The following is a 21,631-nucleotide window of genomic DNA, read 5'->3' on the forward strand; positions in this document are numbered from 1 at the left end:
GGCTCAATGCTGTTCAATATTCGCGTAGAAATCCTGGATGATTTTCCACGCCTCGTCGGCGGTCTCGACGAATTTGAACAGGTCGAGATCGCGCGCGCTCACCACGCCCTCTTCGACCAGCGCATCGAAATTGACGACGCGGTGCCAGAATTCCTTGCCGAAGAGCACGATGGGGATCGGCTTGATCTTGCCCGTCTGGATCAGCGTCAGCAGCTCGAACATCTCGTCGAAGGTACCGAAACCGCCGGGGAAGACGCAGACCGCGCGCGCGCGGAGCAGAAAGTGCATCTTGCGCAGCGCGAAATAGTGGAACTGGAAACTCAGCGACGGCGTGACGAAACGGTTCGGCGCCTGCTCGTGCGGTAGCACGATGTTGAGCCCGATCGATTCGCGGCCTTCGTCGTCGGCGCCGCGGTTCGCGGCTTCCATGATCGACGGCCCGCCCCCCGAACAGACGACGAAATGGCGGCAACCATTATCGTCGCACGGATATTGGCTCGCGAGCCGCGCCAGCGCGCGCGCCTCGTCATAATATTTCGCCTTCGCCTTCAGTCGGCGGGCGATGTTGCGTTGCACATCGTCGGTCGCGGCCGCCTCCAGCGCATCGGCCTGCGACGGCTCGGGAATGCGCGCCGAACCATAGATGACCAGCGTCGACTCGATGCCCGCTTCGTCGAGCAGCAATTCGGGCTTCAGCAGTTCGAGCTGGAAGCGGACGGGACGCAAATCCTCGCGCAGCAGGAAATCCTTGTCCTGGAACGCCAGCTTGTAGGCGGGGTGCGCGGTCTGGGGGGTGGTGGTCGCCTGCTTGGCGAACTGCGCGTCGTCCTTGGCTTTGTGGAAACGTGAACGATGGGGTTGTTTATCTTCTGCCATTGGCGGACGGCTAGCCGGTTCGGCCGGCTTTGCCAAGCTCAGCGGCAGTAACCGTTGCCGCTCATGTCGAAATGGAAATGATTATAATGCGCCGCATTGTAGTCGGGGCCGAGCACGGTCCCGAAGCGGCGGCAGCCAGACTTGTGGAGCGCACGCAGGAACTCCTGCGACGGCTTGTCGCCCTTCCACCCGCCGTCGAGCATGATGCGGCGTCCGTCGGCGAGCACGAAGCCCGACACGTCGATCGCGTTCGAATAGGCGTGCTGCGACAGACGCCCCGACCGGCCGCCATAGATGTTGCGGCAGCTATAGGTGCCGAACGTCTCGATCTTCACGACCTCCTGCCCGAAATATTTGCGCGCTGCGGGCTTCACCGCATATTGCGCCCAGGCCGCGAAATTCTTCGCCAGCGGACAGGTCATCGCGCCCAGCCCCGACACCGGCGTGCCGACATCGAGCAGCTTCACCGAATCGATCGACGTACAGCCGCCGCCATGATCCTGATTGGGCAGCGGGGTGAAGCGCACGCCGGCCTGCTTCAGGTCGAACGCGCATTGCTGCGCCTCGGCGCTGGTGAAAGAGGGGGTGCCGACGGCTTGCGGACGGCTCGGTTTGCTTGCCGTGGGACGCTTGCTGCCGCTGTTCTTCATCGCTTCCGGCGCACCGAAACAGGCCGAAAGCGCCAGTGCCGCGCAGGTCGCGATCAATATCCGGGGCTTCAGAAACATCGGGATCGGCATGGCCGTCAAAATACCGACGAAATGGTTAACAAGCTGTATACCTATTTCTCCACTCGTCGAAAATTTCGCGCGGCCCGTGCAATTTGTTTGACAGTTGCGCCCCCGACCCTAAACGCGGCGCCGGGCCACGCGGCCCCAACGCCGCGCGAGCTCTCTGCAAGGAGAGACTATGATGAGTGAAGTGACGACGCCACAGGTGCGCCCGACGCGCCCCTATTTTTCCTCCGGACCCTGCGCCAAGCCGCCGGTCTGGTCCCCCGAAAAACTACAGACCGAATCGCTCGGCCGCTCGCATCGCGCGAAGATCGGCAAGACGCGCCTCGCCTATTGCATCGACCTGATGCGCGAGATGCTGCAGCTTCCCGACACGCACCGCATCGGCATCGTGCCGGGCTCGGACACCGGCGCCTTCGAAATGGCGATGTGGACGATGCTCGGCGCCCGCCCCGTCACGACGCTCGCATGGGAAAGCTTCGGCGAAGGTTGGGTCACCGATGCCGCCAAGCAGCTCAAGCTCGACCCCACCGTCATCCGCGCCGACTACGGCCAGCTTCCCGATCTGACGCAGGTCGACTGGTCGAACGACGTGCTTTTCACCTGGAACGGCACCACCAGCGGCGTCCGCGTCCCGAACGGCGACTGGATCGCCGACGACCGCGAGGGCCTCTCCTTCGCCGACTCGACCTCGGCCGTGTTCGCTTACGACATGCCTTGGGACAAGATCGACGTCGCGACCTTCAGCTGGCAGAAAGTGCTCGGCGGCGAAGGCGGGCACGGCGTGCTGATCCTTGGGCCCCGTGCCGTCGAACGGCTTGAGAATTACACCCCCGCCTGGCCGCTGCCGAAGGTGTTTCGCCTCGTCAGCAAGGGCGCGCTTGCCGAGGGCGTGTTCAAGGGCGAGACGATCAATACGCCGTCGATGCTTGCGGTCGAGGATGCGATCTTCGCGCTCGAATGGGCGAAGTCCTTGGGCGGTCTCGACGGGCTCAAGGCCCGCAGCGATGCGAACGCCGCCGCGCTCGACAAGATCGTTTCGGAACGCGACTGGCTCAGCCACCTCGCCGCCGATCCCGCCAGCCGCTCGAAGACTTCGGTCTGCCTGTCGGTTGCAGGTGCGGACGAGGGCTTCATCAAGGAGTTCGCCGGGCTGCTCGAAGCCGAAGGCGCGGCCTATGACATCGCGGGCTACCGCGACGCGCCTCCGGGCCTGCGTATCTGGTGCGGCGCGACCGTCGACACCGCCGATGTGGAAGCGCTCGGCCCGTGGCTCGACTGGGCCTACGAAACCCTCTCCGCGTAACAATTGTTCGTCATCCCCGCGAAAGCGGGGACCCAGAGCGTGCGTGGGCCAACCCCACACTGGGTTCCCGCTTTCGCGGGAATGACGAGGTTAAAGGATCATAGACATGACCGCACCCAAAGTTCTGATTTCCGATAAAATGGACCCCAAAGCCGCCGCGATCTTCAAGGAACGCGGCATCGACGTCGACGTCATCACCGGCAAGACCAAGGACGAGCTGATCGCGATGATCGGCGACTATGACGGCCTCGCCATCCGCTCGGCCACCAAGGTCACTGCCGACGTCCTCGCCGCCGCGACGAACCTCAAGGTCGTCGGCCGCGCCGGGATCGGCGTCGACAATGTCGACATTCCCGAGGCGTCGAAAAAGGGCGTCATCGTGATGAACACGCCTTTCGGCAACAGCATCACCACCGCCGAACATGCGATCGCGATGATGTTCGCGCTCGCGCGCCAGATCCCCGAAGCCAATGCCGGCACCCAGGCGGGCAAGTGGCCGAAGAACGACTTCATGGGCGTCGAACTCACGTCGAAGACGCTCGGCCTGATCGGCTGCGGCAATATCGGCAGCATCGTCGCCGAGCGTGCCCTTGGCCTCCGCATGAAGGTCGTGGCCTTCGACCCCTTCCTGACCCCCGAGCGCGCGATCGAACTCGGCGTCGAAAAGGCCGATCTCGACACTTTACTTGCCAAGGCCGATTTCATCACGCTGCACACGCCGCTGACCGACCAGACGCGCAATATCCTGTCGAAGGAAAATATCGCCAAGGCGAAGAAGGGCGTCCGCATCATCAACTGCGCGCGCGGCGGGCTGATCGACGAGGCGGCGCTCAAGGACGCGCTTGAAAGCGGCCATGTCGCGGGCGCCGCGCTCGACGTGTTCCAGACAGAACCGCCGGCGGCCGACCATCCGCTGTTCGGCGCGCCGAACTTCATCTGCACGCCGCACCTTGGCGCGTCGACCGACGAAGCACAGGTCAATGTCGCCATCCAGGTCGCCGAGCAGCTGTCGGATTATCTGCTCACCGGCGGCATCACCAACGCGCTCAACGTCCCCAGCCTGTCGGCCGAGGAAGCGCCGAAGCTGCGCCCCTATATGAGCCTCGCCGAAAAGCTCGGCAGCCTCGTCGGCCAACTCGCACACGACAACCTCACCACCATCTCGGTCGAGGTCGAGGGTGCCGCCGCCGAGCTCAACCTCAAGCCGATCACCGCCGCGGTGCTCACCGGCCTGATGCGCCGCTATTCGGACAGCGTGAACATGGTCAACGCCCCGCACCTCGCGCGCGAACGCGGGCTCGATGTCCGCGAAGTGCGCCACGATCGCGACGGCGATTATCACACGCTCGTCCGCGTCACCGTCGCGACCGAAGCCGGCGACCGCTCGGTCGCGGGCACGCTGTTCAGCAACGGCGACCCGCGTCTTGTCGAGATGTTCGGCATCAAGGTCGAGGCCGATCTCGACGGCCATATGCTCTACATCGTCAACGAGGACGCGCCGGGCTTCATCGGCCGCATCGGTACCGCGCTCGGCGAAGCCGGGCTCAACATCGGCACCTTCCACCTCGGCCGCCGCGCCGCGGGCGGCGAAGCGGTGCTGCTCTTGAGCCTCGACTCGCCGATGCCCGAACCGCTTCTGTGGCAGCTCTGCCAGCTTCCGGGCGTGAAGACGGTGAAGGGCCTCAAGTTCTGACCATCCGGCGGGAGCGGTTGAAACGCTCCCGCCACCCGCCTAAGGCCAGCTCCATGACCAAGGCCCCTGCCCTGCTGCCCGAAGGCCTCCGCGATCGCCTGCCCACGCAGGCCGAGGCCGCCTCGCGCGTCACGCGCGCGCTCGTCGATGCGATGCGCGCGCACGGCTATGGCCGCGTCTCCCCGCCGCTCGCCGAATTTCGCGAGACGCTCGGCGGCGACGACGAGCGATCGACCCGCGACCTCCTGCGCTTCACCGATCCGGTGTCGCAGCGCACGCTCGCGCTGCGCCCCGATATCACGCGGCAGGTCGGCCGCATCGCGACCTCGCTGCTCGCCAAGGCCCCGCGGCCGCTGCGCCTCTGCTACGCCGGACAGGTCGTCAAACTGCGCGCCAGCCAGCTCCGCCCCGCGCGCGAGATGCTCCAGGTCGGCGCCGAGCTGATCGGCAGCGACAGCGTCGCCGCGGCGCGCGAAATCGTCTCGGTCGCGATCGACGCGCTCGAAGCCGCGGGCATCGGGCCGGTTACGATCGACTTCACCCTGCCCGACGTCGTTGACCTGCTCGCGAACGGCCCGCTGCCCGTCGATGCCGATATTCAGCAACTGCGCGACGAACTCGACGCCAAGGACGCCGGCGCGCTGACGCGGATCGGCGCCGCCGCCTATCTGCCCTTGCTCCGCGCGACCGGCCCCTTCGATCGGGCGATCGCCGACCTCCGCGCGTTCGACACTGCGGGCGTCCTAGCCGCGCGCATCGATGCGCTCGAAGCGATCGCCGCGCCGATCCGCGACCGCGTCACGCTGACGCTCGACCCGACCGAACGCCACGGCTTCGCCTATCAAAGCTGGTTCGGTTTCCAGATTTTCGTGCCGGGACAGGGCGACGCGGTCGGCCGCGGCGGCGGCTATTCGATCCCCGTCGGCGAACAGGAAGAATCGGCCGTCGGCTTCTCGCTCTATCCCGATCCGCTGATCGACGCGGGCCTCGGCGCCGAGAATGACGCCGAACGCCGCATCTTCCTGCCCCTCGGCCACGACGCCGCGCTCGCCGCAAGCCTGCGCGCCGACGATTGGCAGACGGTCGCCGCGCTGTCGGAGAGCGATGATGCGCGCGCACTCGGCTGCGGTTATGTGCTGACGGCGGACGGCCCGGTCGAGGCCTGACTCACCGTGTCCCCCGGCGAAAGCCGGGGCCCATGGACAGGTTGCGCGGCATTTCTGGGCCCCGGCCTTCGCCGGGGATCACGCGCCTAGAAATCCGCCCCGCCGAAACGCGCCACGCCCTGATTGAATCCCGGCGGGTCGAGCACGGTCACGTCGAGTTCGACCGGTTCACCGATCCAGTGCGCAAGGCTGGTGTGGTCGGCAAGGTCGTCGTCGGTCAGCGGATGAACCAGCGCGCGCAGCCCCGTCGCCTCGATCGCCGCGATAACGGCGTCCTGCGACCGGGCGAGGAAGTGCACCTCATATTGCGCGATCGGATGCGGACCGACTGGACGGTCGGTCATCGCCCCGACGAACAGCATGGCGGGATCTTCGCCGAACGCGTCGCGCAGCGCCACCGCAGCGGGCCGCTCGGCGGGATCATAATAGATATGCGCATGATAGGGCGCGTCGGGGTTCGTCATACAGGCATCGCTTTCTGGGTCGCGTCGCCCCGGACCTGATCCGGAGCCTGCGAGCGTTGAAGGGAAAGGTCGATCCCGGGTCAAGCCCGAGCATGAAAAAGGAGAATGAGCAAGCATGCGCTTGCTACCCCGGCCCGCCTTCAGCGCAGCGTCATCGTGTCGCCTTCGACATTCACCGCCGCGAGGCGCGACAAATAGCTTTGCCCGAGCAGCGACACCCCCATATCGGCATCGACCACCGCCGCCTGCACTTGCCGCACTTCGAGCCCTTCGATTTCGACGCTGTCGAGCATCACCGTGCGCATTGGCACGTCGCCGCCCGCCGTGCGCGCGGTCCCGCTGACCGGCAAGCTATCGACGTCGATGCCGATCGCTTCGGCATCGCTGCGCGTCAGCGCGACGATCGACGCGCCGCTGTCGACCAGCATCCGGATATTGGTGCCGTCGATTTCGGTGTCGGCATAGAAATGCGAATCGCCCGAACGACCGATCAGCACCTCGCCGGGCGAGTCCGCCCGGCCTTCGGCTTCGGCCGCGGCCAGCGCCCGGTCCTTGCGAACCTTGTGCGTCGTCCAATTGTCGTGATTGCCCGAAACAGCGGTCGATGCTTCGACAGCCCGATCGGGCGACGATCGGCCGGCGATCCCCGCCATGCCGATCGACGCTATGGCGATCACCGCCGCCAAGCCAAGAAAACGCCCGATCATGACGCGCCTTTTCGCAGGCACTTATTGGTTATTGGTTAAACGGGCGCCTGTTCGATGAACGCCCGCCAGATCGGGGTGTCGCCGCGGATCGAATAAGCGATCCGCGCGCAGGCATAGGTGCGTCCCGGGCGGTTGTCGGCTTCGATCGCCGTCGCGGGCCAGGGCCCGGCCCCGTCGCCGCCCGCCGACCAGCACACCAGCGCTTCGGCCTCTTTCCCAGCCTCGATCGCCGCACGCTCGTCGGCGCTCAGCGACGCGGGCGCGGTCCAGCCAAGGATCGCGCGGTGCGTAAAGCCCTTCGAGAAAAGGGCATGCAGAAACGGGCTCTGCCGATCGACGAGAAGGCTTTTGACGCGCGCACGGTCGGGCGCCGACAGCCATTGGCCGCCGAGCAGCGGCGCCCACGCGGCCTCGTCGCGCGAACGGAGCGCGGCGACCAGCTCGTCGGCCGCCGCCGCAAAGCGCGGGGTCCACGCCGAATCCGCAGCCAGCGGAACGAGTCGGGAAGCCGGCGCCGCCACCTCGGGCTCGGTCGGCAACAGCGAAGCCGGTGCCGCAATCGCGGGCGCCGAGGAGGCGAGGATGGCGACAAGCGCCGACGAAATCAGCAGGAAGCGCATGGCCGGCAATCTAGCAGCAAAGGCTGCATCTGTCATGAACCGGCGGCGAGCCCTTCGCGCATCCACGCCGGCGCTGCGGCGGCGTCGACATTCTCGGTCCGCCGATGCTCGACCGACCAGCCGAGTTCGGGATAGGCGATCACCTGCCTTTTCTCGTCGGCCTCGCTCAGCGGCACCACGACGAGCCGCCGGTTGACCTTCTGCCGCCAGTTCATCCGCGCGGTATTTTCCTGCCCGACGTAACAGCCCTTGGTGAAGCTGACGCCGTTCAGTTCGGCGGCATTGCATTCGAGCCAGAGCGTCGTCCCGTCGCCAAGCTCGGCGCGCCCTTCGGTGACGCCGAGCGCCAGCCGGTGCGCTTGCCACCGCGCGTCGGCTCCCTCCGCGCCCGCATCCGCGGGCGCAAGCCAGCGCTGCCCCAGGTCGGGCAGGCGCGGATCGACAACGCCAAGGTCGCCTTCGGGCGCCCAATGGACACAAAGATCGGGCTCGCGCTCGATCGTGATCGCGCGGCGAAGCCGGTAAAGCGTCAACCGCTTGGCCAGATCGCCCGCCGCATCGCGCTCGCAATCGATCAGCACATCGTCGCCGTCGCCCCAGATCAGGAAATCGAACAGCGCCTTGCCCTGTGCGGAGAGCAACGCCGCCCACACCGGCAAATTGCCCGATGTGTCGTTGGTGACGAGCCCCTGCAGGAAGCCGCGAACGTCCTCCCCCGACAGACGGATGAGGGCGCGGTTGATCAGGGTGGTATTGGCCATGGCGATAATCTAGGGACGCGGCAGCCAAAGCCAAGCCCACTATCGACGAGTCTTTTTCGATGACCGACCGCCTGACGATCCGCCGCCCCGACGACTGGCACGTCCATCTGCGCGACGGCGCGATGCTCGACCATGTCGCGCAATATACCGCGCGCCAGTTCGCGCGCGCGATCGTCATGCCGAACCTGTCGCCGCCGGTCACCACCGCCGAAGAAGGCCGCGCCTATCGCGACCGGATCAACGCCGCGGTACCCGCCGGGCTCGACTTCACGCCGCTGATCGTCGCCTACCTCACCGATCACAGCGACCCGGACGAGATGGCGCGCGGCCATGCCGAGGGCGTTTTCACCGCCGCCAAACTCTACCCGGCGCACGCGACCACGGGCAGCGCGCACGGCGTCACCGATGTCGCAAACATCATGGGCGTGCTCGAAAAGATGCAGGAGATCGGCATGCCGCTCCTGATCCATGGCGAAGTCACCGACACGCACGTCGACATCTTCGACCGCGAAGCGGTGTTCATCGAACGCACGCTCGAACCGCTGGTGCGCGCGCTGCCCGGCCTGAAAATCGTTTTCGAGCATATCACGACCGCCGAAGCCGCCGCGTTCGTCGCCGACGCGCCCGCCAATATCGCCGCGACGATCACGCCGCAGCATCTCCATATCAATCGTAACGCGATGCTCGTCGGCGGCATCCGCCCGCACGCCTATTGCCTGCCCGTCGCCAAGCGCGAGCATCACCGGCTCGCGGTGCGCAAGGCGGCGACATCGGGCTCGCCCAAATTCTTCCTCGGCACCGACAGCGCGCCGCATGCGGTGCATACCAAGGAAGCCTCATGCGGCTGCGCCGGCATCTTCAACGCGCCCTATGCGATCGAAAGCTATGCCATGGCCTTCGATCAGGACGGCGCGCTCGCCAATCTCGAGGGCTTTGCCAGCGAGCATGGCCCGCGCTTCTATGGCCTGCCGCTCAACGAGGGCACGATCACGCTCGAACGCGCCGACGTCGTCGTCCCCGACCGGATCGGCGAGGTCGTTCCCTTCCACGCGGGCGAAACGATCGGCTGGCGCTTCGTCGGCTAGGCCGCGGGGACCTGCCGCTCGGCGCGCATCTTGCGCCACATGTCGAAGCTGAACACCGCGATGCTGACCCAGATCAGCAGGAAACAGGCGAGCTGCACGGGTTTCAGCGGCTCGCCGAATATGAACAGCCCCAGCAGGAACTGCACCGTCGGCGCCAGATACTGGACAAAGCCGAGCGCGGCATAGCTCATCCGCCGCGCCGCGGTCGCGAAGAGCAAAAGCGGCACGGCGGTGACAATCCCGCCCGCCATCAGCAGCAGGCTGATCGACGAGTCCGATCCGAACCCGCGCCCGTCGCCCGCCCACAGGTAAAAGGCCGAGACCGCCAGCGACGGGATGAGCAGCACCGTCGTCTCGACCGCGAGCCCCGGCAGCGACCCCACCGGTGCAATCTTGCGGATGAGGCCATAGATGCCGAACGAGAAAGCCAGCGTCAGGCTGATCCACAGCGTATCGAGTGCACCCGCAAGCAGGATCGCGACGCCGACACCCGCGATCACGACCGCCGCCAGCTGCAACCGCGACAGCCGCTCGCCAAGAAAGATCATGCCCAGCATCACATTGACGAGCGGGTTCAGATAATAGCCGAGGCTCGCCGCGAGCACATGATCGGTGAAGATCGAGAAGATATAGACGAGCCAGTTGACCGCGATCAGCACCGCGCTGGCGATCAGCAGCCGCAGCGTTCGCCAGTCCTTCAGCGCGGTCATATATTCGCCGATCTGCTTGCGGAACAGCATGATCATAAAACAGAGCGGCAGCGACCAGATGATCCGCTGCGCCAGCACCTCGACCGGCGGGACGCTGCTCAGCAATTTGAAGAAAAGCGGGACGAAGCCCCAGATGCCATAGGCTGCGAGCGCATAGGGCAGCCCGCCCTGATTGCTCCCCGACGGGGCCGGTGTCTGTGCCATCGCTATCCGGACTGTCTAAAGGATCAGATGATGCCGCCGCCGAGCATCAGGCGAATGACGCCGATGACGATGACGACGATGTTCAAATTGCGCCCCGACGTGCTGTTCGACATCGCCCCCAGCGCGAGCCCGACCACCGCAAAAGGCACGATCACCCAATTCGCCCAGCCAAGCAGCGGGATGAACGCAAAAACGGCCAGAACGAGGGCGATAGCGCCGATGACGAGCGAGGCGATATTGAGCATGGCCGGACTGTCGCATGCCGCCGGCGATGCGACAAGACCCTTTCGGTTCGTCGATGGAAGCGCTCGTTTCGTCTTGTTGCCGCAGGTTCATGCAACGGGGCACGGACCCGGCTCGTTCTCCCTTTCGAAGCGCCCGGTCCCGCAAGGGAAGGAGGCGCGGAACCAGGAAAGGATATATGATGCGTACTCTTACCAAAGGCCTGATGGGCGCTTTCGTCGCCGCCAGCGTCCTTGGCACGACGCCGCTCCACGCCGGCGTCACCTCCGCCGCCAAGGCGCCCGGCTATCACGAGTTCGAACAGTCGTCGGACTTTTATCGCAAGCGCAAGGATCGCCGTTATTATGCGCGTGACGAACGCGTCAACCGCGATACGCGCATCTGGCGCGACAACGACGGCCGCTATCGCTGCAAGAAGGACAATGGCACGACCGGCCTTCTGATCGGCGGCGCAGTCGGCGGCCTCGCCGGCCACGAAATTGCCGGCGGTGGCGACAAGCTGCTCGGGACCGTTCTCGGCGCCGCAGGCGGCGCGCTGCTGGGCCGCGAGATCGACCGCGACAAATATCGCTGCCGCTAAGGCTTATCGCATCCGTCTCGAGTACGGGTTCGAGACCCCTCCAGCCCGTACACGCTGATGGCGAGGGCACCGGTTAACGCCGGTGCCCTCAAGCGTGCGCACTTGCCCAAATCACCCTCTTGCCGCAGAAGCATGGGCCACCTGCCGCGGGAGAGAATAATGTTGAACGGCCCCCTGCTCGTCACCGAGCGCCTGATCCTCCGCCCGCCCGCCACCGAGGATTTCGACGGCTTCGCCGCAATGTGCTCCGAGGAAGAAACGATGCGCTTCATCGGCGGCACCTGCCCGCGTGCGTCGGCCTGGCGCATGTGGTGCACGCTGGCCGGCGCCTGGCACATTCGCGGCTTTTCGATGTTCTCCGTGATCGAACGCGCGACCGGCGAGTGGGTCGGGCGCCTCGGTCCGTGGGAACCCGACGGCTGGCCGGCGCCCGAAATCGGCTATGGCGTGCGCGCCAAATTCGCCGGCAAGGGCTATGCGCTCGAGGGTAGCGTCGCCGCATGCGACTTCGCCGTCGAATTCCTGAAATGGCCCGAGCTGATGCACAGCATCGATCCCGCGAACACCCGGTCGCAGGCGCTCGCCAAACGGCTGGGCGCAACGAACAGCGGCCCGACGCGCCTTCCCGCGCCCTTCGAGGATGCCCCCGTCGACGCCTGGACCCAAAGCGCCGACGCCTGGCGCGTCAAGCGCAAGGAATTCCGGCCGTGAGCGACCGGCATGTCGATCCCGAACGCGCACAGTTCGACGCGTTCAAGGCGTTGCCGCGCGACACGGTGATCCACATGCTCAACCTCGTCCGCTTCAGGGACCGGGCAAGCTATCCCGACGGGCACGCGCTCGCCGGACAGGGCCTGACGGGCGCCGAGGCCTATCGTCATTATGGCGCCGACAGCGGCCCGGTGTTTGCGCGCGTCGGGGGCCGCGTCGTCTGGACCGGCACGATGGAAGCGATGGTGATCGGGCCGGTCGGCGAGCATTGGGATGCGGCCTTCATCGCCGAATATCCGAACAGCGGCGCCTTCATGGAAATGGTTACCGACCCGGTCTATCGTGCGGCCGTCATTCATCGTCAGGCGGCGGTCGAAACCTCGCGCCTGATCCGCTGCGCACCGAAAGCGTCTCGCTCCGAGACAGTTTTCGGCTAATATAGCCCCGCCCGTTAACGCATTTTATTTGGGCCTTTTTGATCAGGATCGGGCATTCCCGGTAATCGATTAAGGGAGTGTTAGCGATGATGTTGCGCGGAAAATGGCTTGTCGCCGGCCTGCTGATGGCGACGGTGCCGCTCGCCGGTTGCCGGGACAACCCCAACGCGAAGGCCGAACTGGCGCCGCTCGACGACGGCCTGACCAACGCCGATCCGGCGATCAAGGGCTCGCTCGAAGACAAGATCATGGTCGACCCGAAGCTTTCGGGTCAGTCGAACAAGAATGCCGTCGGCCCGGGCAACAAGCCGGTCGACGGCGGCGTTCCGGGCGTCGCGGGCGGCAAGGCCGCAACTGCGGCCGAAGCCGCGGCCGCGCAGGCGGCGGGCAAATTGCTCACCGCGCCGAAAGCGCTGCCCTTCGAGGCCGGATGCGACGGATGCGACGCGCAGAAACGCCCCGTCACCATCGGCGCGCTCGCCCGCGAACAGCAAAAGGGCAGCTGCGACGCCAAGCTGACTTACGGCAACCAGTGGGCGGACCGCCTGCCCGCCGCGTTCAAGCTCTATCCGCGCGCGACGCTGCGCGAAGCCGCCGGCGTCGCGGGCGGCAAGTGCAACATCCGCGTCGTCAATTTCCAGACCGCCGCGTCGATGCAGGCCGTGCTCGACTATTATCATACGATGGCGGTGCGCGCCGGCTACACCAGCGATCATCGCGTCAACGGCAGCGAGCATATGCTCGGCGGCACCAAGGGCGACCTCGCCTATGTCGTGATGCTGCGCCGCGACGGCGGCATGACCGACGTCGATCTGGTGGCTTCGGGCGGAAAATAAGCGCGCGGCAACGCCCCGCTAACGGGACAAAGTGAAAAGGCCCCGGGGAGAGGGATCCCGGGGCCTTTGTCATGCTTGCGTGACGAGCAAGCGGTCAGATCTTGTCGCCGAGCGCGCCCTGGACCTTGCCCTTCAGATTCTGGGCTTCGCCCTTGCGCTCCTGCGCCTCACCTTCGGCGCGCAGGCGCTCGTTGTCGGTCGCCTTGCCGATCGCCTGCTTGGCATTGCCGGCGGCTTCATTGGCGATGCCTTTGGCTTTTTCGGTCAGTTCACCCATGGGGATTCTCCTTGGCTTGCGAGGCGGAGGGGAGCGCCTCTGCCAGACCAACGGGCCGGCACGCGCCCACGTTCCCGGCGACGGGACCAAGCGTTCAGGAGAAGGGTTGGCCGGGGCTAGGGCTTTATACCGAACAGCCTGGCCGCATTGCCCTGCCGGATCTTCGCTTTCTCTTCCGGCGTCAGGTCGAGCCGTTCGAGCGCGTCGAGCGTCTGCGCCAGCGAGAATTGCGGGTAGTCCGACCCGAGCAGGATATGATCGATGCCGACATTGCGCATCGTCCAGATAAATTCTTCCTCGATCGGCGAATCTGCCGCCAGCGTCGCCATCGCCGAAATGTCGAAATAGATATTGTCGCCGAACAGACCCTCGGCGGTGCGCGCCATTTTCAGGATATTCCAGAAACGGAAATTGAGCCCGCCCATATGCGCAAAGACGAACTTCGTCTTCGGCGCCGCCAGCGCGAGGTTGAACAATTTTTCGCTGTCGCCGCCGGGGACGATATTCGCATTGTCCATCACGACGGTGATGCCCAGCTCGCCCGCGCGCCGGACGAGCGCCAGCACGCGCGCATCGGCAGGATCGAATTTCTGCGTGTGCGGATGGATCTTGAGCAATCCGATCCCCAGCCCGGCAACGCGCTGCAACTCGTCGAGCGCCGCCTGACCGTCATAGGGATGGACGGTTGCGATCGGCACCATGTTCGGATGCTTTTTTGCGAGTGCGAGCAGCGCATCATTATGCGCCCGAATGCTGTCCGGATTGCCCGCGAGCGCCTGATTGTCCGGTCCGCCGAACCACATGCCGCCGAACGCGCCGACCGTCAGCCCGGCGCCTTTCACCTGCGCCTCATAAGCCGCGATCGATTTTTCACCGTCCCACAGGTGGACGTGGCTGTCGATGGCGGGCTGGGCTGCCGCGACCGCGGGAGCGAACAAAAGCGCGGCGGCGAGCGACAGGCGCATCATGTCAGATCAACCCCGCGAGCGGGCTCGACGGATCGGCATATTTGCGCAGCCCCATGCGTCCCGCGAGATAGGCATCGCGCCCCGCCTCGACCGCCAGTTTCATCGCGCGCGCCATGCGGATCGGGTCCTTCGCTTCGGCAATCGCCGTGTTCATCAGCACGCCGTCGCAGCCGAGTTCCATCGCCACCGCGGCGTCGCTCGCGGTGCCGACGCCCGCATCGACCAGCACCGGCACCGACGCCCCTTCGACGATCAGGCGGATCGTGACGCGGTTCTGGATACCCAGCCCCGATCCGATCGGCGCGCCCAGCGGCATCACCGCGACCGCGCCCGCATCCTCGAGCTGCTTCGCGGCGATCGGATCGTCGACGCAATAAACCATCGGCAGGAAACCTTCCTTGGCCAGCACCTCGGTCGCCTCCAGCGTCTCGCGCATGTTCGGATAGAGCGTCTTCGCCTCGCCCAGCACCTCGAGCTTGACGAGGTCCCAGCCCCCCGCCTCGCGCGCCAGCCGCAGCGTCCGGATCGCGTCGTCGGCGTTGAAGCAGCCCGCGGTGTTCGGCAAATAGGTGATCTTCTTGGGGTCGATATAGTCGGTCAGCATCGGCGCGGTCGGATCCGACACATTGACGCGGCGGACCGCGACGGTGACGATCTCCGCTCCCGACGCCTCTACGGCAGCCGCATTCTGTTCGAAATCCTTGTATTTTCCCGTGCCGACGATCAGCCGCGACGAGAACGTCCGGCCGGCGACACTCCACTGATCCGCTGACAACTCAACCGCCTCCTACGAAATGCACGATTTCCAGCGCATCGCCCTCGGCGAGCGCGACGTCGGCAAGCGTCGAGCGCGGGACGATCGCGCGGTTGCGCTCGACCGCGACCTTTTTCACGTCGAGCCCCAACGACGCGACGAGGTCGGCGATGCTGCCTTCGCGCACCTGCCGGGGTTCGCCGTTGAGAATGACCGAGATCACGCTGGAATCCGCCTCGCTTTGCCTTTTTCCGAGCAGCCCATATAGGGAGAGCGCATTTCGCCGCAACCGAAAGACCGTAGCTTGTCCGAACTTCCGACCGTCTATGTCCTCTCCGGCCCCAATCTCAACCTGCTCGGCACCCGCGAGCCCGAAATCTACGGGCACGATACGCTGAACGACATCCACGCACGGCTCGAAACGCAGGCTGCGGATCTGGGTTTGCGCGTCGAATGCCGCCAGACGAACCATGAAGGCGTGCTGATCGACTGGCTGCACGAGGCCTATGTCGCGGGTGCCAAGGCGGTATTGCTCAACGCGGGTGGCTATACCCACACCTCGATCGCGATTCACGACGCGATCAAATCGATCAAGGTGCCGGTGATCGAGGTCCATCTTTCGGACCCGATGAAACGCGAAAACTTCCGCCATGTCAGCTATGTGGGCATGGCGGCGGTCGACCATTTTGCAGGCCATGGCGCGAACAGCTATACGCTGGCGCTGGACGCCGCCGCGCGACTCTGACAATAGGACGCATCAAAAACGGGGTCCGAGCGTCCTGAACAATGGACGCCGCAACAGCAGGAAAAGATTCTCATGGGTGACCATAAAGAGCACGGCATCAACATCGATCCGGCTTTCGTCCGCGCACTGGCGGAACTGCTCGACGACACGCAGCTGTCGGAAATCGAGGTCGAGGACGGCGACCGCAAGGTCCGCGTCGCGCGCACGCTGACCGCCGCGCCCGTCGCCTATGCGCCGGCTCCCGTCGCAGCGCCGGTCGCCGCCGCGGCACCCGCCGCGCCCGCCGCAACCCCGGCCGCCGCAGCACCTGCCGCCGACAATTTCGCCGACGCGGTGAAATCGCCGATGGTCGGCACCGTCTATCTCTCGCCCGAACCCGGCGCGCCGAACTTCGCCACCGCCGGTTCGGCGGTGAAGGCCGGCGACACGATCCTGATCATCGAGGCGATGAAGGTCATGAACCCGATCACCGCGCCGACCTCGGGCACGCTGAAAGCCGTGCATGTCGAGAACAGCCAGCCGGTCGAATTCGACCAGCCGCTGTTCACCATCGGCTGAGCCCCAATCGATGGCCATTGAAAAGCTCCTGATCGCCAACCGCGGCGAGATCGCGCTGCGTATCCATCGCGCTTGCCACGAAATGGGTATCAAGACGGTCGCGGTCCATTCGACCGCCGACACCGACGCAATGCACGTCCGCCTTGCCGACGAAGCCGTGTGCATCGGCCCGCCCGCGGCAAAGGACAGCTATCTCAACATCCCCGCGATCATCTCGGCCGCCGAAATCACCGGCGCCGACGCGATCCATCCGGGCTATGGCTTCCTGTCCGAGAATGAGCGTTTCGCCGAAATCATCGAAGCGCATGACATGGTCTTCGTCGGGCCGAAGCCCGAACATATCCGCACCATGGGCGACAAGGTCGAAGCCAAGCGCACCGCGGTCAAGCTGGGCCTTCCCGTCGTTCCGGGGTCGCCGGGCGCCGTCACCTTCAGCGAGGAAACGAAAAGTCTCGCGAAGGAAATCGGCTATCCGGTGCTGATCAAGGCCGCCTCGGGCGGCGGCGGACGCGGCATGAAAGTCGTTCCCGACGAGGACAGCCTCGAAAGCCTGATGGGTCAGGCCTCCAGCGAAGCGGCGGCCGCGTTCGGCGACCCGACCGTTTATATGGAAAAATATCTCGGCAACCCGCGCCACATCGAATTCCAGGTGTTCGGCGACGGCAAGGGCAATGCGATCCACCTCGGCGAACGCGACTGTTCGCTCCAGCGGCGACATCAAAAAGTCCTCGAAGAAGCCCCCTCGCCGATCATCTCGGCCGAGGAACGCGCACGCATGGGCAAGGTCTGCGCCGACGCGATGGCCGAGATGGGCTATCGCGGCGCCGGCACGATCGAGTTCCTGTGGGAGAATGGCGAATTCTTCTTCATCGAGATGAACACGCGCATCCAGGTCGAACATCCCGTGACCGAGATGATCACCGGCTTCGACCTCGTCCGCGAACAGATCCGTATCGCAGGCGGCGCGGGCCTGTCGGTCAAACAGGAAGACCTCGAATTCCGGGGCCATTCGATGGAATGCCGCATCAATGCCGAGGATCCGCGCACCTTCCTGCCCTCGCCGGGCAAGGTGACGAGCTATCACGCGGCGGGCGGCATGCACGTCCGCGTCGATAGCGGGCTTTACGCCGGCTATTCGATCCCGCCCTATTACGACAGCATGATCGGCAAGCTGATCGTCTATGGCCGCAGCCGCGAAAGCTGCATGATGCGGATGCGCCGCGCGCTCGAGGAAATGGTGATCGGCGGCGTCAAGACGAACATCCCGCTCCATCAGGCGCTGCTCGCCGACCCCGATGTCATCCACGGCGATTACACGATCAAATGGCTCGAAGAATGGCTCGCTCGGCAGGATGAAGAGGCCAAGGCCTGACGTTCCTCTTCCGTTTTTCGTCATGCCGGACTTGATCCGGCATCCATTCCGCACCGCCGCGATGGACCCCGGATCAAGTCCGGGGTGACGAGATTGCGGATGAGACGGGCTGTGCGGCAGCTCACTTTAACTGTGGATGGTTTTTGGCTATGGGCTCTAACCATGGTCAAAAACTCTCCTTTTTCGGCGCGTCCCGCTGCCGCCTTTCTCCTCCCGCTGAGCCTCCTCGCTGTCCCTGCCCTTGCGCAGCAGGGGGTCAAGGAGGATTCGGTCGTGCTCCAGCCCGACAAGGTGAAGGACGACGCGCCCGTCGTCGAAACCGCGGCCGAAGCCAATTTGCCGAGCTGGTCGAAGCAGAATGCCGAGGCGCTGCTCGTCTCGGTCGAGGGCATCGGCGCCGAAGGCCTGTTCGCCAAGGATTATAATCCCGACGCGCTCGCCGCGGCGATCATGAGCGACGATCAGGCGCGGCTCGACAAGGTCGCGACCGACACCTTCCTGCTGCTCGCGACGCACCTGCGCGACGGCCGCACGCCCAATGCCGCGCGCAAACAATGGTTCATGGTCGACAGCGACGGCGACAGCGAACCCTTGCTCTCGCTGCTTGCCGGCGCGCTGGGCGCCGGAACGGTCAGCGAAACGCTCGCGACGCTCGATCCCGTCCACCCCGATTTCGCGGTACTCAAGGCGTCGCTTAAAAAGGCGAAGACCCCGGCCGATGCCAATGCGATCCGCGTCAACATGGAACGGTGGCGCTGGATGCCGCGCGCGCTCGGCGAACGCTATGTCGTCAGCAACGTGCCCGAATATCTGACGCGCGTCGTCCATGGCGGCACGATCATCGCGACGCACAAGGCCGTCGTCGGCAAGAATTCGACCCCGACGCCGCAGCTCAACCCGATGGCGACGGGCGTCATCGTCAACCCGACGTGGACGCTGCCGCGCAGCATCATCAACGAGGGCATCGGCGGAACGATCGCGCGCAACCCGTCGGCGGCGCGCGCGCAGGGCTATACCTGGACGGGCAGCGGCAAGACGCTGTCGGTCGTGCAGCAGCCCGGCGCCAACAATGCGCTGGGCGTGATGAAGATGGAGATGCTGAACCCGCACGCCATCTACCTCCACGACACGCCGTCGAAGGGCGCGTTCGGCGCCGCCGCGCGCGCGTTCAGCCACGGCTGCATCCGCACCGAGCGTGCGCTGCACTTCTCGGGCCTGATGGCCGTGATGTTCGCAGGGAAAAGCCCCGAGGAATTCGGCGAAGCGATCGCGAGCGGCAAGACGACGCGCTTCGGCTTCGACAACCCCTTCCCCGTCTATGTCGCCTATTGGACGGTCATTCCCGACGGCAAGGGCGGCGTGAAGAAGCTCGCCGACATCTATGGCCGCGACGCGCCCGTGGTCGCGAGCTTCGCCAAGCCCGGCCGTCCCACCGCGACGATCATCGCCCCGACCCCGCCCGCCGTCGTGCCGACCGTGCAAACGACCGCGCGCGCAACGACGCCGGGGACTTCAGGGATTTATTGAGCGGCATCCGGTTTCGGGCGGGAGCGGACCCATCGAGCCTCGTCACCCCGGACTTGATCCGGAGTCCACGACTTCGGCGCTGCGATGGATCCCGGATCAAGTCCGGGATGACGAGGGACAGGAAGCAACGACAGCTTCCCACCCCAAAGCCGACGTTGACCGCTTAATCCGCAGTCTTCGGCAACACCCCGTTAAACGTGCTCGCGCGGCGCAGGTTTTCCGTGCCCGGCAGCGGATCGGCAGGCGGCAGTTCGAACGGCTTGGGCATCGGCGGCGGTTCGCTCAGCCGGTCGGCGAACAGCAAGCGCCCCGGCCCGAGCTTGTAGAGGATCATCGGCAGCAATTCCTCGCCGAACACGAAGCAGCCTTCGCTGCGGCCCAGCTTGCCCTGCGTCGCAATCAGCGCCGGATCGGCGTACCAGGCGCCGTGCACGACGATCGCACGCGCATCGGCCGAATAATTGTCGGGCTCCAGCCCGGCGAGCCGCATCGACGATCCGTTCGCGCCCCAATAATAGTCGCTGGTGCGATAAGCACCGCGCGACGTCGCGAGGCTGCCGACGCGGTTCGAAAAGCTCTTGAGCCAGCCGTCGTGCTGCGGGTCCGACCCGCGCCCGTGCGTCACCGGGAACATGTCGACCTTGCCCGCGACCATATCGACCAGCGCAAAGCGCGGGCGCGACGACGGCAGGCCGAAATCGACGACGCCGACGCGGTCGCTCTGCGGGATATTGCGTCCCTGCAGCGCGAGCTGCTTTTTCGCGACGGCGACATAATCAACCGGCGGCGGCAAGGGCGCCGCCGGCTGTTGAATCCAGTTGGGCAGCTGCGCGCGCGCCGGTGCGGCGGCCAGTGCCCCCGCTCCTGCAAGTCCCGCCAGCAACGCCCTGCGATCGATCAATTCATTCACTTGAGTAGCAACCCCGCAATGGCCGCCCTTTGGCGGTCCCTCGACTTTGCATAAGTCGTGTTCGGGCCGCGAAAGGCAAGCAGGTGGTTCCCCTTCATGCGGGAAGATGTGCCATATATGCCATGAATAGCGAGTTTACGCTGCTGCAAGGCTGCGTTAGGGGTTCGCGCTATGAACGCGACCATCTGGCACAACCCCGCTTGCGGCACCTCGCGCAAGACGCTGGCGATTCTCCAGGAAACGCCCGGCGTCACGCTGACCGTCGTCGAATATCTCAAAAATCCGTACAGCGCCGGCAAGCTGCGCCAGCTGTTCGCCGACGCCGGCCTCACCGCGCGCGACGCGCTGCGCCTGCGCGGCACCGATGCCGAGGAACGCGGCCTCAATGAGGCCGGCGAGGATGACATCGTCGCCGCGATGGCGGCCAACCCCGCCTATGTCGAACGCCCGTTCGTCGAAACCGACAAGGGCGCGCGCCTCTGCCGCCCGCAGGACCGGGTGCACGAAATCCTCTGACCGCTTCGGGGCCGTTACAGCGGCAGAGGTTCTGCCTCTTCCTCCTCGTCGGCATGATCGGCCAGACCGGCATCAGCGCGTGTTTTGCGGAACACGCTTTCCAGTTCGTGCGGCAGGGCAAAATAGGCCCACAGCCCCGCAATTGCCGCAGAAAAGAGGGCCCTGACCAAAGCCATCTGGGTCAACCCGCCTCGCATCACGTCATGGATGATTTCGACCGGCAGGTGAAAAGCGAATGCCGCGATCACCATGCCATAGGCATAGAGGCCGCGGCGTTGATCGATACACCTCAGCTGTTCGAGACGCCGGATGAGTGCCAATCCGCCTATGGGGCGCTTCGCCCGCAGGGCACACCACACACCCGCGTGGCAGGAAATGATCGTCAGCAACGCTAGGTTGAATGCTGCGGTGCTGGAGATATCCACGCCCGAGCGGGCCAGAAAATAGGCCAGCAATCCACCTGCCAACTGCACGGGAGCGTAGGCCGACAGGAAGCGAAGGGCGATTCCGCGCACCGATTTACCTTCTCCGGCCACGATGTCCGCCTTGGCAAACCCCTGCGCCAGATACACGCGAATGGCCTGATGGCCGTGCTCGGTGAGCACCCACGCCTCCATGCCAAGCTTGCCCAAGCCTTCATCGATCGTGCCGGGCTCGGCCATGCCGAACGAGTGCAGCACATGATAAAATTCGCTATGCGCCGATTTGGACGCCGTCAGCTGCTGACCGCCGGGCTCGGCCAGCATCTGGACAAGGCACGACCGGTCCCCCTGCGAAAGCCGCTGGAAGCTGTACCATATGATTTTGCCGTCGTAGTCCAAGCGCGCTGCCCCCCCGCGAATTTCGGCAGCCTATGACGGAAACCTTGTGT

Annotated in this window: 27 protein-coding genes; 13 read left to right on the forward strand and 14 right to left on the reverse strand. The window is 65.4% G+C overall.

Translation table 11 applies throughout. From position 1 onward, the window contains the following. Nucleotides 1-3 precede the first annotated feature (3 nt). Together VGU00_RS01135 and VGU00_RS01140 are read right to left on the reverse strand one after the other, a co-directional pair. Complete coding sequence (locus tag VGU00_RS01135) at nt 4-876, reverse strand: LOG family protein (protein ID WP_327464648.1); 873 nt, start codon at nt 874-876, stop codon at nt 4-6. Nucleotides 877-914: 38 nt separating this feature from the next. Further along, nucleotides 915-1,604, reverse strand: a complete 690-nt coding sequence (locus VGU00_RS01140) for an extensin family protein (RefSeq protein ID WP_327464650.1) — start codon at nt 1,602-1,604, stop codon at nt 915-917. Between the two features lie 181 nt (nt 1,605-1,785). Between VGU00_RS01140 and VGU00_RS01145 the strand changes: the two genes are divergently transcribed. The 3 genes from VGU00_RS01145 (at nt 1,786) to VGU00_RS01155 (ending at nt 5,775) form a co-directional block, all read left to right on the forward strand. Next, on the forward strand, nt 1,786-2,916 hold the full coding sequence (locus VGU00_RS01145; protein WP_414713473.1) for a phosphoserine transaminase: 1,131 nt from the start codon (nt 1,786-1,788) through the stop codon (nt 2,914-2,916). 106 nt (nt 2,917-3,022) lie between these two features. Beyond that, nucleotides 3,023-4,609, forward strand: a complete 1,587-nt coding sequence (serA, locus tag VGU00_RS01150; RefSeq protein ID WP_327464652.1) for a phosphoglycerate dehydrogenase — start codon at nt 3,023-3,025, stop codon at nt 4,607-4,609. 53 nt (nt 4,610-4,662) lie between these two features. Further along, complete coding sequence (locus VGU00_RS01155; protein ID WP_327464654.1) at nt 4,663-5,775, forward strand: ATP phosphoribosyltransferase regulatory subunit; 1,113 nt, start codon at nt 4,663-4,665, stop codon at nt 5,773-5,775. Between the two features lie 86 nt (nt 5,776-5,861). On the opposite strand, the gene VGU00_RS01160 is transcribed toward VGU00_RS01155, so the two are convergent. The 4 genes from VGU00_RS01160 to VGU00_RS01175 form a co-directional block, all read right to left on the reverse strand. Continuing rightward, nucleotides 5,862-6,239, reverse strand: a complete 378-nt coding sequence (locus VGU00_RS01160; protein WP_327464656.1) for a DOPA 4,5-dioxygenase family protein — start codon at nt 6,237-6,239, stop codon at nt 5,862-5,864. A gap of 140 nt (nt 6,240-6,379) precedes the next feature. Further along, on the reverse strand, nt 6,380-6,946 hold the full coding sequence (locus VGU00_RS01165) for a retropepsin-like aspartic protease family protein (RefSeq protein WP_327464659.1): 567 nt from the start codon (nt 6,944-6,946) through the stop codon (nt 6,380-6,382). 35 nt (nt 6,947-6,981) lie between these two features. Next, nucleotides 6,982-7,566 carry a hypothetical protein gene (locus VGU00_RS01170; RefSeq protein ID WP_327464661.1) on the reverse strand — a complete coding sequence of 195 codons (585 nt, stop codon included), beginning with the start codon at nt 7,564-7,566 and terminating at the stop codon, nt 6,982-6,984. A 32-nt stretch (nt 7,567-7,598) separates the two neighbouring features. After that, on the reverse strand, nt 7,599-8,327 hold the full coding sequence (locus VGU00_RS01175) for a folate-binding protein (protein ID WP_327464663.1): 729 nt from the start codon (nt 8,325-8,327) through the stop codon (nt 7,599-7,601). 59 nt (nt 8,328-8,386) lie between these two features. On the opposite strand from VGU00_RS01175, the gene pyrC reads away from it, so the two are divergent. After that, nucleotides 8,387-9,412: a dihydroorotase gene (pyrC, locus tag VGU00_RS01180; protein ID WP_327464665.1), complete on the forward strand. Its 1,026-nt coding sequence runs from the start codon at nt 8,387-8,389 to the stop codon at nt 9,410-9,412. Here the strand turns inward: pyrC and rarD are convergent. Continuing rightward, complete coding sequence (gene rarD / locus VGU00_RS01185) at nt 9,409-10,326, reverse strand: EamA family transporter RarD (protein WP_327464666.1); 918 nt, start codon at nt 10,324-10,326, stop codon at nt 9,409-9,411. The genes pyrC and rarD overlap by 4 nt on opposite strands. 23 nt (nt 10,327-10,349) lie before the next feature. Then, nucleotides 10,350-10,571 (reverse strand): hypothetical protein, encoded by a 222-nt coding sequence (locus VGU00_RS01190; RefSeq protein ID WP_327464668.1) that lies wholly within the window; start codon nt 10,569-10,571, stop codon nt 10,350-10,352. A 179-nt stretch (nt 10,572-10,750) separates the two neighbouring features. On the opposite strand from VGU00_RS01190, the gene VGU00_RS01195 reads away from it, so the two are divergent. The 4 genes from VGU00_RS01195 to VGU00_RS01210 all read left to right on the forward strand — a co-directional run bounded on the left by VGU00_RS01195 (nt 10,751) and on the right by VGU00_RS01210 (nt 13,133). Continuing rightward, a complete protein-coding gene (locus VGU00_RS01195; protein ID WP_327465745.1) occupies nt 10,751-11,149 on the forward strand; it encodes a glycine zipper 2TM domain-containing protein in 399 nt (132 codons plus the stop codon). Between the two features lie 159 nt (nt 11,150-11,308). Then, a complete protein-coding gene (locus VGU00_RS01200; protein WP_327464670.1) occupies nt 11,309-11,860 on the forward strand; it encodes a GNAT family N-acetyltransferase in 552 nt (183 codons plus the stop codon). Next, nucleotides 11,857-12,297 carry a DUF1330 domain-containing protein gene (locus tag VGU00_RS01205; RefSeq protein ID WP_327464672.1) on the forward strand — a complete coding sequence of 147 codons (441 nt, stop codon included), beginning with the start codon at nt 11,857-11,859 and terminating at the stop codon, nt 12,295-12,297. Before VGU00_RS01200 ends, VGU00_RS01205 begins: the two co-directional genes overlap by 4 nt. Before the next feature lie 86 nt (nt 12,298-12,383). Then, nucleotides 12,384-13,133: a hypothetical protein gene (locus tag VGU00_RS01210; RefSeq protein WP_327464674.1), complete on the forward strand. Its 750-nt coding sequence runs from the start codon at nt 12,384-12,386 to the stop codon at nt 13,131-13,133. Between the two features lie 94 nt (nt 13,134-13,227). Here VGU00_RS01210 and VGU00_RS01215 read toward each other — a convergent pair whose 3' ends face one another. The 4 genes from VGU00_RS01215 to thiS form a co-directional block, all read right to left on the reverse strand. Then, entirely contained in the window at nt 13,228-13,410 is a 183-nt protein-coding gene (locus VGU00_RS01215; RefSeq protein WP_327464676.1) for a CsbD family protein, read from the reverse strand. A gap of 116 nt (nt 13,411-13,526) precedes the next feature. Then, complete coding sequence (locus VGU00_RS01220; protein WP_327464678.1) at nt 13,527-14,378, reverse strand: amidohydrolase family protein; 852 nt, start codon at nt 14,376-14,378, stop codon at nt 13,527-13,529. Between the two features lies 1 nt (nt 14,379). Next, nucleotides 14,380-15,153, reverse strand: coding sequence for a bifunctional sulfur carrier protein/thiazole synthase protein (locus tag VGU00_RS01225; protein WP_327464680.1), 774 nt, complete (start codon nt 15,151-15,153; stop codon nt 14,380-14,382). 1 nt (nt 15,154) lies between these two features. Next, nucleotides 15,155-15,355: a sulfur carrier protein ThiS gene (gene thiS, locus VGU00_RS01230; RefSeq protein ID WP_058804940.1), complete on the reverse strand. Its 201-nt coding sequence runs from the start codon at nt 15,353-15,355 to the stop codon at nt 15,155-15,157. Between the two features lie 81 nt (nt 15,356-15,436). On the opposite strand from thiS, the gene VGU00_RS01235 reads away from it, so the two are divergent. The 4 genes from VGU00_RS01235 (at nt 15,437) to VGU00_RS01250 (ending at nt 19,334) form a co-directional block, all read left to right on the forward strand. Beyond that, nucleotides 15,437-15,877 carry a type II 3-dehydroquinate dehydratase gene (locus VGU00_RS01235; RefSeq protein WP_327464682.1) on the forward strand — a complete coding sequence of 147 codons (441 nt, stop codon included), beginning with the start codon at nt 15,437-15,439 and terminating at the stop codon, nt 15,875-15,877. Between the two features lie 72 nt (nt 15,878-15,949). After that, nucleotides 15,950-16,435 (forward strand): acetyl-CoA carboxylase biotin carboxyl carrier protein, encoded by a 486-nt coding sequence (accB, locus tag VGU00_RS01240; protein WP_327464684.1) that lies wholly within the window; start codon nt 15,950-15,952, stop codon nt 16,433-16,435. 10 nt (nt 16,436-16,445) lie between these two features. Further along, nucleotides 16,446-17,807 (forward strand): acetyl-CoA carboxylase biotin carboxylase subunit, encoded by a 1,362-nt coding sequence (gene accC / locus VGU00_RS01245; protein ID WP_327464686.1) that lies wholly within the window; start codon nt 16,446-16,448, stop codon nt 17,805-17,807. Between the two features lie 162 nt (nt 17,808-17,969). Continuing rightward, nucleotides 17,970-19,334, forward strand: coding sequence for a L,D-transpeptidase family protein (locus VGU00_RS01250; protein ID WP_327464688.1), 1,365 nt, complete (start codon nt 17,970-17,972; stop codon nt 19,332-19,334). Nucleotides 19,335-19,497: 163 nt separating this feature from the next. Here the strand turns inward: VGU00_RS01250 and VGU00_RS01255 are convergent, their stop codons facing one another. Beyond that, on the reverse strand, nt 19,498-20,244 hold the full coding sequence (locus tag VGU00_RS01255; RefSeq protein WP_327464690.1) for a murein L,D-transpeptidase catalytic domain family protein: 747 nt from the start codon (nt 20,242-20,244) through the stop codon (nt 19,498-19,500). Nucleotides 20,245-20,415: 171 nt separating this feature from the next. Between VGU00_RS01255 and arsC the strand changes: the two genes are divergently transcribed. Continuing rightward, on the forward strand, nt 20,416-20,760 hold the full coding sequence (gene arsC / locus VGU00_RS01260; RefSeq protein ID WP_327464692.1) for an arsenate reductase (glutaredoxin): 345 nt from the start codon (nt 20,416-20,418) through the stop codon (nt 20,758-20,760). A 14-nt stretch (nt 20,761-20,774) separates the two neighbouring features. Here arsC and VGU00_RS01265 read toward each other — a convergent pair whose 3' ends face one another. Then, nucleotides 20,775-21,581, reverse strand: coding sequence for a hypothetical protein (locus tag VGU00_RS01265; protein WP_327464694.1), 807 nt, complete (start codon nt 21,579-21,581; stop codon nt 20,775-20,777). Nucleotides 21,582-21,631 lie beyond the last annotated feature (50 nt).

Source organism: Sphingopyxis sp. (genome assembly GCF_035944815.1).
Lineage (GTDB): Bacteria > Pseudomonadota > Alphaproteobacteria > Sphingomonadales > Sphingomonadaceae > Sphingopyxis.